General features: G+C 34.9%; 10 protein-coding genes and 1 pseudogene. 5 read left to right on the forward strand and 6 right to left on the reverse strand.

Going from position 1 to position 11,174, the window contains the following annotated elements; genetic code table 11:
* Positions 1-370 (reverse strand): cation efflux protein, CzcI-like (locus FTV27_RS16365; protein ID WP_257230047.1); only part of this gene is annotated, 370 nt, incomplete at its 3' end.
* A gap of 1,033 nt (positions 371-1,403) precedes the next feature.
* Between FTV27_RS16365 and FTV27_RS16370 the strand changes: the two genes are divergently transcribed.
* The 5 genes and pseudogenes from FTV27_RS16370 to FTV27_RS16390 all read left to right on the forward strand — a co-directional run bounded on the left by FTV27_RS16370 (position 1,404) and on the right by FTV27_RS16390 (position 5,232).
* Entirely contained in the window at positions 1,404-3,269 is a 1,866-nt protein-coding gene (locus FTV27_RS16370; RefSeq protein WP_104470970.1) for a copper resistance system multicopper oxidase, read from the forward strand.
* Positions 3,256-3,594: a hypothetical protein gene (locus FTV27_RS16375; RefSeq protein WP_004897649.1), complete on the forward strand. Its 339-nt coding sequence runs from the start codon at positions 3,256-3,258 to the stop codon at positions 3,592-3,594. Before FTV27_RS16370 ends, FTV27_RS16375 begins: the two co-directional genes overlap by 14 nt.
* Positions 3,581-4,525: a copper resistance protein B gene (locus tag FTV27_RS16380; protein ID WP_154320112.1), complete on the forward strand. Its 945-nt coding sequence runs from the start codon at positions 3,581-3,583 to the stop codon at positions 4,523-4,525. Before FTV27_RS16375 ends, FTV27_RS16380 begins: the two co-directional genes overlap by 14 nt.
* A gap of 179 nt (positions 4,526-4,704) precedes the next feature.
* Positions 4,705-4,950, forward strand: a complete 246-nt coding sequence (locus FTV27_RS16385; RefSeq protein WP_000246755.1) for a type II toxin-antitoxin system RelB/DinJ family antitoxin — start codon at positions 4,705-4,707, stop codon at positions 4,948-4,950.
* Positions 4,940-5,232: pseudogene (locus FTV27_RS16390) on the forward strand (type II toxin-antitoxin system RelE/ParE family toxin). Before FTV27_RS16385 ends, FTV27_RS16390 begins: the two are co-directional and overlap by 11 nt.
* Positions 5,233-5,360: 128 nt before the next feature.
* Here the strand turns inward: FTV27_RS16390 and FTV27_RS16395 are convergent.
* From FTV27_RS16395 to FTV27_RS17285, 5 genes are all read right to left on the reverse strand, one after another.
* Complete coding sequence (locus tag FTV27_RS16395; RefSeq protein ID WP_016658833.1) at positions 5,361-5,690, reverse strand: four-helix bundle copper-binding protein; 330 nt, start codon at positions 5,688-5,690, stop codon at positions 5,361-5,363.
* 409 nt (positions 5,691-6,099) lie between these two features.
* On the reverse strand, positions 6,100-6,693 hold the full coding sequence (ssb, locus tag FTV27_RS16400; protein ID WP_180074804.1) for a single-stranded DNA-binding protein: 594 nt from the start codon (positions 6,691-6,693) through the stop codon (positions 6,100-6,102).
* A 68-nt stretch (positions 6,694-6,761) separates the two neighbouring features.
* The gene (locus FTV27_RS16405; protein ID WP_180074805.1) at positions 6,762-7,370 is read right to left on the reverse strand and encodes a hypothetical protein; all 609 of its coding nucleotides are present in this window, start codon (positions 7,368-7,370) and stop codon (positions 6,762-6,764) included.
* A gap of 66 nt (positions 7,371-7,436) precedes the next feature.
* The gene (locus FTV27_RS16410) at positions 7,437-9,254 is read right to left on the reverse strand and encodes a site-specific integrase (RefSeq protein WP_257223819.1); all 1,818 of its coding nucleotides are present in this window, start codon (positions 9,252-9,254) and stop codon (positions 7,437-7,439) included.
* A gap of 9 nt (positions 9,255-9,263) precedes the next feature.
* Positions 9,264-10,808 carry a site-specific integrase gene (locus tag FTV27_RS17285; protein WP_257230048.1) on the reverse strand — a complete coding sequence of 515 codons (1,545 nt, stop codon included), beginning with the start codon at positions 10,806-10,808 and terminating at the stop codon, positions 9,264-9,266.
* Positions 10,809-11,174 lie beyond the last annotated feature (366 nt).

The following is an 11,174-nucleotide window of genomic DNA, read 5'->3' on the forward strand; positions in this document are numbered from 1 at the left end:
GAAACAGGTCAGGAGCCTGATAGCTGTTTTTCCAATGAAATTGTGGATTCACTTTAACTTCAGAGCTTGGATGAAACACATCTACTTTTTCATTTTGTACAATCAAATGCGTCATCGATGGTAGATGATCTTGATGATCTTCACCGATTTCTAAATCGCTACTGAATGTTTTTATGTTTTCTGACTGTCCATTATGATCGTGTTGACGACTATCGCTGGCACACAAGGTATTTTGGTGATGACCAAAATGATAACTCTGCTGTGATTGAGGCTGTTGTTCATGGACACAAAAGGCCGCCGCCACATTCCAAAAGCTTTGGAACATGAACAATCCAACCAAGACTGTAATCCATGTAGTAGAACGCATCATCATAACAATCGAAAAATTTGTACCAAGTATAAGGCTTAGAGCCACTCCAAGGTCAAGCTTAATAAATTAAATTAAACATTCAATGAACACTGAATAGCCGGCACTTTTGCAAATTTACCTTGTCTCTATAAGCTCACATCAATTTCAGGTAAGAATAACAATAGATAGTGAACCGTACCGGGTTTGTCGGAGACTTTTTATTTAAGTTAGGCCACCGGTAATCCTCCCATAAATAACCGAAGTTAAAAGTAGAGGTACACATAAGTTAAAATTTTATAGAATTGCTTGAGTTCAAAATCTCTAATTAGCATGTATTGAAAACATGAATATTTATCTAAAAAGAGAACTATTTAACATCATGGCTGTTATACGCAATAAAAAAACCTGGGCACCAACCCAGGTCTAAAATTTAAAAAACAGATAAATATCAGTGCAATAAACTCATTTTTCTAATTTCGCATAACGTGTATTATGTTAATTTTAGAGAAACTACTAAATTATATTGGGTTGTAAATATTTGAAATTCCGTTAAGATATTTTGGATTAAATTCTATTCCTAGATAGCATTCGTGTTGACTCATCTCTCCAAAAAACTTTGGTTTTGTTTTCTTATGGTTTTTGCCATAGGATGGAGTAGTGTGTCTGTTGCATCAGTAAAGATAATGCATATCAATATGCAAACTGAAATGAGCCAAGATCATTGTTTAGATCAAGCACAGCAAGTCACTCAACATGGTATTAATCACGAAGTACAGACGAATACCGATTGCCATAATCATTTAGCTCTTAATCAGAATATAGATCACAAAAAGTGTCAGGAATGTTCTAGCTTATCCTGCCAGACACAGATCTCATGTCTTCATTCTTTGCAAAGCTCGCTAGATCCCCTAGATACCTTCTATTCTATAGATCAGCCTAATTTTTATTACCCCAACCAATATCTAAATGGGTATTGGCAAGAAATTTCACGTCCTCCTAAAACTTAACCAATTTTTTTAAAATTTATTTATTTTTCAAAAATTAAGGTTAAGTTATGTCTCATAAAATTAGTTCGTACCTATTAGCAGGTATTTGTTTTGCATCGTCGCCTTTGGTTTTTGCCGAAGTGCGTGAATATCAGCTTGTTATTGATGAAGCAGTGGTCAGCCCAACTGGAAAGCCTGTAAAGCGCATTACCGTAAATGGTCAATTTCCTGCGCCTTTGCTTGAGTTTGAAGAGGGTGATGAAGCCATCATTCGCGTGAAAAATAATTTAAAAAACCAAGATTCTTCTATTCATTGGCACGGACTGTTGTTGCCGGGCATTATGGATGGTGTACCGGGATTTAATGGTTTTAACGGTATTAAGCCTCAAAGCGAGTATGTTTATAAATTCAAGATTCGCCAAAGCGGGACTTATTGGTATCACGCTCATTCTAAAGGACAGGAACAGGACGGCTTATATGGTTCTTTTGTGATTTATCCAAAAGGTAAAACACCATTGGCAGCACATGAAAAAGCTGAACGTGACTATGTGGTGATGTTGTCAGATTTTCATGAAAAAACCAGTGATCAAATTCAGAAAGATCTTAAAATTTCAGCTGAATATTATCAAGATCAGCGTGAAACCTTGGGTGATGTTTGGAAGCAGGTTAAACGTGATGGCATAAAAGCGACATGGTCTGACCGCAAAATGTGGAATCAGATGCGTATGCTAAAAACCGACATGTCGGATGTTACAGGTTATACCTTCCTCATTAATGGCAAAACACCTGAACAAAATTGGACAGGAATGTTTAAACCGAATGAAAAAATTCGCCTACGTTTTGTGAATGCATCTGCGATGTCTTTCTACGATGTCCGTATTCCTAACTTGAAAATGACTGTGGTCAGTGCTGATGGTCAGCCTGTAAAACCTGTTGCTGTGGATGAGTTTCGTATTGGCACAGCTGAAACTTATGATGTGATTGTGGAGCCCAAAGGCGGACATTATCAAATTGAAGCTGAGTCAATTGACCGTGCAGGCTATGCGATTGGTACACTGCACAATGAATTAAATCCTATGACACATGGCATTCATATGCCTGCACCACGTCCACGCTCACTTTTGACCATGGAAGATATGGGACATGGTGGCGGTGATCATGCAGGAATGGATCATTCGAAAATGAACCACGGCAATATGCAAGGCATGGATCACTCGAAAATGGATCATTCAAAAATGAACCATGGCGATATGCAAGGCATGGATCACTCGAAAATGGATCATTCAAAAATGAACCATGGCGATATGCAAGGCATGGATCACTCGAAAATGGATCATTCACAGCATGGCACAGCAAAACCACAAGAAAATGATCAAGTGGTTTATGGTTGGGCAAATGCATCTACACCTGCGGGCAATAAAGCCTTGCAATATAGTGATTTAAAATCTTTAGAACCGCAAAAAGATACTCGTGAAGCTAGCAGTGAATTAGTAGTGCGTTTGGGCGGTACTATGGAGCGTTATATTTGGACGATTAACGGTAAAAAATTCAGCGATGCTGAGCCATTAAAAGTGAAGTATGGCGAGCGTATCCGTATCAAATTTATTAATGACAGTATGATGGCGCACCCCATGCATTTACATGGCATGTTTATGCAGTTGGAGAATGGTCAAGAGTCGGTAGATATGCCGAATAAACACACATTGATTGTACCACCGGGTAAAACAGTGACTGCTTTATTAACTGCGGATGAGTTGGGCGAATGGGCAATCCATTGTCATTTGTTGTATCACATGAGTGCAGGAATGATGAACAAGTTGATCGTGGCAAATGTTAGCGATGAACAAGTGTCTACAACGCCAATTCAAGGTACAAATTCGACTCAAACTCACCAAGTAACTGAGCAAAAAGGAGCTGGACATGCACATCACTAATTTTGTATTTAAAGCGTTTTTTTCTGTTGCGGTATTGAGTTTAACAAGCTTAAGTTTGGCGCACGAAGGGCATCATTCAACTGCTCAGACTGATGGAAAAAATGTACCATCAATGAATCATCAAGCGATGTCTGAGATGGATCATTCACAGCATTCTCCACAAGAGCATGCACAACACATGCAGATGATGGGGAAAATGAATCATGCTGCACATTCAGCACCGATGAACCATCAACATGCAGGTCATCAGCCAATGCATCACAAATCAACAGAGAAACAGCAAGATCAAAAAGTACAGAAAGGAGATCAACATGCGCACCATTAATCTTTTTTCTAAAACTGTTTTAGCAAGCTCTTTGTTGATGGTCAGTGCAGTGAGTTTGGCACATAATGGTGAAGATCATAGTGCGCCTGAAAAAATGACAGTTGCTACATCTTCTAGTCAAAATCAGCCGATGCAAATGGATCGCTCTCAAATGAACCATAGCCAAATGAATCAGGCACAACATCAGGCAACATCTACGGTTAATCATTTACATCATGTACCAGATGCGAATGCTCAGCAGAGTTCGCATTATGATCATCGCTCAGAACACGGTGCGCAAATTTATGCGATTACGACAGTGGACAATAAGTGGCTTGTCAATGAAGATGGCACAGGTGATTTAAAGTCAGAGTTTGAAACCCGTATTGGCACAGATGAAAATAAGCTTTTTATTAAAATTCATGCCGATAAAGAAGAATCGCATGATGCACATTATGATGCCAAACTTTTATATAGCCGTATGATTTCAGACTTTTGGGATGCACAGATTGGTGCACGTTATCGTAGTGAAAAAGTTGAACTCAATGATCATCGCAAAGACACCGAAGAAAATGTTGATGCGGTGATTGGCTTACATGGTATGGCGCCATATTTCTTTGAAACTGATGCTTATCTCTATGCGGGAGAAGACAATTATGCGGGCTTTAGCCTAGAAACGGAACGTGATTTTCTGATTACGCAAAAGTTGATTATTCAACCTTATTTAGAGTTGGATGCTATCTTTAGTGATGACTCTAAATATGCGAAAAAAACTGGTTTAAGCAGTGCAACCGCAGGGTTTGAAACTCGCTATGAAATCAGTAAAAAGATCATGCCGTATATCGACATTGCCTATGAGTATTCAAAAGGTAATGATGAAACGTCGTGGCAAATAGAATCAAACTCTGAGAAAGGTTGGTTATATGGAGCTGGTGTTAGATTTAGATTTTAATTAATTTAATGATTACTAAATAGCTTTATTTAAATAAAACTCTAGCTTAATGTGGCCGGAAGCAAAATGTTAACTTATTTTGCTTCCTTCCATTTAACATAATGGCTGTTATGCGAAGTCGACTTGTAATGCAATTTGCATTACAATATTCCTAGTACATTAAATACTTGGGAAATATGATGGCTACTGTTAACTTCAGGATCGATGAAGCCCTTAAAGAAAAATCTTATTCAATCCTTAAAGAGCAAGGTATTGCACCTACTGATTTCTTCACTAGTATTCTTGAGTATGTTGCTACGACTGGGAAACTGCCTGTCAAAAAAGCTTTGCTTTCGGAAGAAGATGAAGAATTATTAGCTCTTGTCCGTAAGCGCATTAATGATCCTAAAGAGATGTTTGAGGAAGTCACATTAGATGACTTATAAGCTTTTACGTCACAAGGACTTTACAGCAGAATGGGAAAACTCCCTGTTGCTATACGAGATCAATTTAAAAAGAAACTAGCCAAAGTCATAGAGCAGCCACATATTCCAAAGAATATGCTTAGAGGCGATCTTGCAGGTTGCTATAAAATCAAATTATTAAAAGCTGGTGTCCGACTTGTCTATCAAGTTAAAGATGATCAGGTAGTTATCCTGCTCATTACCGTCGGAAAACGAGCTGATAGCATAGTTTATGACGAAGCGAAAAAGCGAATTAAAGACTAAAAATGGGAGCTTAAAGCTCCCATTTTTGGCTTCGTATAAGGTGTATTATGTTAATTTTAGGAAAGGCTCTAGACTAGCAGAATGATTATGTTAGTCTAGAGCCATATAATTAACATTATTGAAGTATTTTACATGGCAATTTTTCGACATTCTTCTGCACACTGACGGCAAGCCTCAGCACATTTTTTACAATGATCATGTGAATGTTTTTCACACTCTTCCGCACAATATTCACAGATCTTAGCACAAAGCTCACAAATCTCTTTGAGGAAAGGTGAGTTATGTTGTTGCATACGCACACATAACTGACAAATATCTGCACATTCTAGACAACGTTGAATACATTCACGCATCATCTCTAAATCTTTTTCTTTTAAACAAGAAGTTGCACATTCAGTACAAATAAGTGAACAGTTTGTACATGCAGAAATACACTTTGAAAATTCTGTATTAATCATTTTTTACTCTCAACTTATATAATCAAAGAAATAATTAAAACATAATTTTTTTCTACTAATTATTTTAAATTATTAGTAAATGTAATACATAATGTTAATTTATATGAATAATGTTAATTTTAACTAAATCTTATTTATATTCCAAATTATTAAAAAACAGTTTTTAATTAGGATAGATAGGAACGCCATCACTATTCAAAAGAACAGCAAATCTCTCTCTACTACTCATTACAAATCTTTTAACAGACATCATAATTAAATTTAACAAAATATCTAAGTATTAAATATCATAATATATTAAATAAAAAAATTTACAGAACTATTTCTAGTGTCTGTAAATTTCTTTTGTAACTAACTGCTAATAAAGAATAATTTTATAAACTTTACAAAACATGGTCTCTAGGGTGTACTAGAACGGCAGATCATCATCTAAATCAGCAGGGGGAGTTGTGGAGGTCATAGGTGCCGATTGTGGTGTTTTCGGCTGAAAACCACTTGGGTTATTGTTGGCATAGCCACCACCCTGATTTTGGTTAAAACCACCTTGATTTTGATTCGCATAACCTGTGGCTGGAGCTTGGTTCTGATTGCCATAACCGCCTTGGTTATTGTTAAAACGTGGTTGAGCAAAGCCACCATCTTGCTGGTCAGATTGTCCACGGTTAGCAGAGTCGAGCATTTGCATTTGATCGCCACGGATTTCAGTGGTGTAACGCTCTTGACCATTTTGGTCTGTCCACTGACGCGTACGCAATGAACCTTCAATATATACTTTAGAACCTTTGCGTAAAAATTGCTGAGCAATTTCACCTAAACGGTTATGCAATACAATACGATGCCATTCCGTTTGTTCCTTACGTTCACCAGTATTTTTATCTACCCATGAGTCGCTAGTAGCAATAGAAAATTGTGTTAGCGATCCGCCATTAGGAAAAGTTTTAGTCTCTGGATCTTTTCCTAATGAGCCAATCAAAATGACCTTATTAACAGAACCTCTAGCCATCATAACCTCTTGAATTCAATATATATTTAACTTAAAACCAACCAACAATAACTTACTATATAAGGTTATCAGCGATCCTTAAAACTTTCCGCAATGGAAATAATTTTAGAATATTCTATATCATTTTTCATTGTTTGAATTTGATCTTTCGCTTCCTTCAATCTTTCACTTCCATGATACTTAACCTCAAATTTTTTTATTATATGATTCAATTTCTTATATCCTCCAATTTTTTGATTTAACAAAGAAGTTACTATATACAAGTTTGTTTCAAGATTCTTTATACAATTTTCATCATTCTGATGAACTGTATTTTCTAAACTATCCTCTAATTCAGTAAATTGAGCCAATAATCGACTATTCTTTAGCTTGAGTTCTGTAATCTGTTTTGTTTTTTCTTCAATGATTTGCTTGGATGATTTTTTTTTCTCATTCTGTGGCTTGTTTGAAGCAATGTCTGCAATTTTTTTATCTAGCTCTTGTAGTAACTCAGCATGTATGTATGCTTTTGTCACACTATTTTTCGCATACAAAGTAGTCTGACCAACAGAAGAACCATCTTCAAATTTAGCATTGTTAATAATTTCTGCTTTGGTAATTTTCTTTCCACCAATATTTTGAAGTTGCTCAAATGACTCTCTTATAGCCCTTTCAAATTTATCTTTACTGTTTGCCACAAATGATCCTACTCAAGTTATCCAATTTAATATATCCAAGTTTAATCCTTAACACTTCCCATAAAACTATGAGGTAACTTTCGATTTCTCAGCCAACTGAATGGAATTTAACATCTTCTCTGCTTGAGAAATAAATATTTTAGAACTTTCAACAAGTTTTTTATTTTTACTAGAATCAATAACATCTTGATGTAATTTGATTCTTCTCTCCCAGTGAGCTTTACGAGAGTTATCAATAGCAAAATTAGGACACTTTAAACATAAAGAGTCTGTTCTCTTTATTGGATCTAAGCCTATACCATCAGTCCGACATAAAGCTTTGTCTAATCCTTTATTATTGATGAAACAGTATCCATCTGAATGAGCAACTACACGCATGTCATTGGTTTGAATAAATTCATCCACAAAATCAGCAATAGCTGTGGAGTCCAATAATTTTGATTTAGCTTGAATTAGTCTACTATACCTTTCAAGGGTTTCACTGATTTGTCCACTTAGTATAATTTTCCCTTGGAAAGCTCTATTTAATAGATCAAATGCTAAATCTTGCTCTGTCTCCCCCATAAACTGCCAAATGTCTTCATCATCCGTATATTTCTTTGTAAAAGCCGTACTATTATGTTTCAACATCAAGGATAATTCTTCCAAATCTCCTATCTCAAATCTCCAAGTCCACAACATTGCATATGCTCGTCTAAACATATGAGGTTTTAATTCTATTCTTTCAAATTTTGCTGATTCCGCAAAATGCCTTAAAATGACATATAGTCCATTTGTAGTAAGGTAAAAAGTTTTATCACCTTTTCCACTGTCTGAATGACCAAAAGGTAATTTTAGTAAGATTGTTTCATTTTTTGATTTTTCTCGATTATATGAAGCCAATTCTAAAATAACGCCAAGCGCGTCTTTAACTTCTTGAATAACAGCCCGTTCTGTTCGTTTTCCTGTTTGTGTTCCCGCAGTTTTTTTTTCTAACCCAATAAGAATATCAAGTTCAGTATTTAATAGCTCTAAAACATCAGCTTCTTTAGTAAGTGATAGTTCATGCTTTCGCTCAGCCAATAACATCAAAATGATTGTTACTGCCGCACCGTATAGAGCACGGACTTTACTTTGTAGTTCACTCGATTTAATACCTGTTAGCTTATAAAATTTCGCGTACATTGATCTATGATATATAGAACTATCTGAATGTATCTCCATATATTGTTTAAGTAAACTCAAAGTATATTCAGACTCTTTTACCAACTTAAGAGCATGATTTAATAAAGCAAAAATTTCTTGAGGATAAAGTGTAGGGGTATGTCCATTTTGAACTGAATAGGCTTTTGCTAACAAGTATATTTTTTTTGTTTTAAAAGGATTAAAGCTTAATGATTCTTTTAAATATTTCCTTAAAGAATAAATATGTGAAATCACTGTCAACTTCATTAGAACAGAGTTTTGCGTTAATCCTCTTAGCGATATATGTTCGCAAAATGAAATTATGTCATCCTGTTTTACTTCTGATAAATCAAAACAATTTCGCTCAAAACACAACCATTCGTAAAATTCTCGGATACTACGGCAACTTATAGCTAAAGTGCTAGTGGTGTTACATTTGCTTTCTGAAGCCTCCATTATCCAATATGCAAGTTCTTTTGCGGCATTCTTCCAATAATCCCATCTATGAAAAATACCCTTATAGTTTTCTAAAGTGTAAACATTCCAGCTAATTGTATATCTTGACTTATCATCAGTAATAATATGCGGTTTTAATTTCCAAACATCATCCTCATACTTATTTTTTAACCAAGCTATTTCATGATTTATAAGATTATCATGCTTTTCTCTATCATTATCTTGTTGCGCTGAAATGGCATACGACTTTAAATTTTCAATCATATATAACTCTTAAGATAAGGGGGGAAGCTTAATAGTTTCAGCTAGTGTTAGAGCAGATTTTTTATCAATCTCCAGAACATTTTCTAGTAAACTCTGATACTTGACCAACCTTGGCAACCAGTATTTTTCCCATCTTATTGGATTTTGAAACTTCAATTCATTCTCAGAATCACTTATGATTTTTTCCCATGCAATCCACTCTGCAATTATCGCATCATCTTTAAACCATATTCTCTTAGCATCACAATTGATCCATTCATCTACAGCATCTTCTATTGCTGTATTTAATAGCTGTCGGTTATTAGAAGAATCATTTTTTAATGCATTTTCAACAAGGTAGTTCTGAAATTTTTTAGATTTACTCAATATCATGGATTGCGTTAATACACGCTCAGTATAGATTTTCGTTGTTTCGGAATTAGAGTGATTCAGTAATTTTTGAATTACCCTCGTACTTTCTCCACACAATTTTTGAATCAATACTATGGTTGGTCTAAAATTTTGTCCAGTACATCCACCTTCTACTAAAGGCGAAATAAAGGGATCTTCTTTAGCTAAATCAGCTAAAAATCTCTTAACAATATTTACTACTGTAGAGCTATCTAAAGTATGGATATCTCTTCTTGCACTCATAGTATTGCGTTGTATAAATAATGGGGTCTTTTTTTGTAGAATTAGACTATTTGACTCATTAGTCTGAATACTCTTCAATACAGAAATCATTCTTTCAGAATGCTTGATACATAATGAAATCATAGGATCTGTTGTTTTTATATCTTTTTCTATTGGCTTATTTGCTCTAGGTTTGTCCATAAAAACATGTGTTTTTCCTTCTTTCGAACTAGGCTTAAAACTTGTTAAATATGTATAAAAAGCAACACAATCAACATTTGGTGCAATTTCAATATGAGAAAGTAAACCCACAATGAAAGGAGCTAATGTTTCTGGAGTTGGAAAAAATGCTGAATGTACCCTAGAAGAACCCCATTTTCTATATTTCAGATAGTCGCTTATACCTTTAGGCCATTTTATTGATTCTGGTAAAATACGTCCATAGTGTGCATAAAGAATCGACAATGCTAGTTCAATAGTCCTAGGATCATCCCTTCCATCTGAATCAATATAGTAAGTTTCAACTTTATTAAATTTTTCTTTTTGTTCCAATAACAGATTGTTAATACTTTTATTCAAGATAGTCATATCATCAATATTGGTTGACATCCCATTTAATAAGTTTTTAACCCTGCTACTTTTCCAACCTTTCGTACGAAAAAATTCTTCCATTCCTTTAGGCCAATATTTTACTGCTGGAATATTATCTCCAAATTTTGAATATAATATTTGGAATGCTTCTTCCAGTGTTCTTTCACGTCTACGATAAAAAGAATTAAAATCAGTTACACATCTTAATTTTTCAAGATCATTCTCACTTAGCTGTTCTATTATTTTTTCTACCTTTTCCCAATCCTCTTCCCATTTATATATATCAACAATGGCCTTTTTATGAATGATATCTATTGCGCCTAAAGAATAATTTAGAGCTTTAGCTTGCAAGTGCTCTAACTCAAACCGATCCATGATAACTTTAATATCTTGATGATCAAAATGGCTATCATCCTCAATATAACATCTAGCTATTTCAGCAAAAGAATCTTTTGGATTGCTATTAAAATTTGAGAAATTAGGAGGAATAGGGAAATCTTCAATAATATCTTCACTAATTAAACCTTTAACAAATGCAGAAGCTCTAGAAAATTTTTGGTACTTAGTGGATAAACCATTTTCTACATTAGTGATGTGTGCTTAAAAAACAGGAGGGTTTAACTTGGTAAACTATACATACTCATTAGGAGTTTACCATGAGCAAGAAACAGAAGACTTACACCGCAGAATTTAAAGCTGAAGCCATAAAAGCCATTG

This window comes from Acinetobacter sp. YH12251 (assembly GCF_013417465.1).
Taxonomy (GTDB): domain Bacteria; phylum Pseudomonadota; class Gammaproteobacteria; order Pseudomonadales; family Moraxellaceae; genus Acinetobacter; species Acinetobacter amyesii.

What these genes read in the sequence shown, in the direction of transcription:
- FTV27_RS16370 (WP_104470970.1), top strand. Translation starts at nt 1,404, where the DNA reads ATGTCTCATAAAATTAGTTCGTACCTATTAGCAGGTATTTGTTTTGCA.
- FTV27_RS16375 (WP_004897649.1), top strand. Translation starts at nt 3,256, where the DNA reads ATGCACATCACTAATTTTGTATTTAAAGCGTTTTTTTCTGTTGCGGTA.
- FTV27_RS16380 (WP_154320112.1), top strand. Translation starts at nt 3,581, where the DNA reads ATGCGCACCATTAATCTTTTTTCTAAAACTGTTTTAGCAAGCTCTTTG.
- FTV27_RS16385 (WP_000246755.1), top strand. Translation starts at nt 4,705, where the DNA reads ATGGCTACTGTTAACTTCAGGATCGATGAAGCCCTTAAAGAAAAATCT.
- FTV27_RS16395 (WP_016658833.1), bottom strand. Translation starts at nt 5,690, where the DNA reads ATGATTAATACAGAATTTTCAAAGTGTATTTCTGCATGTACAAACTGT.
- ssb (WP_180074804.1), bottom strand. Translation starts at nt 6,693, where the DNA reads ATGGCTAGAGGTTCTGTTAATAAGGTCATTTTGATTGGCTCATTAGGA.
- FTV27_RS16410 (WP_257223819.1), bottom strand. Translation starts at nt 9,254, where the DNA reads ATGATTGAAAATTTAAAGTCGTATGCCATTTCAGCGCAACAAGATAAT.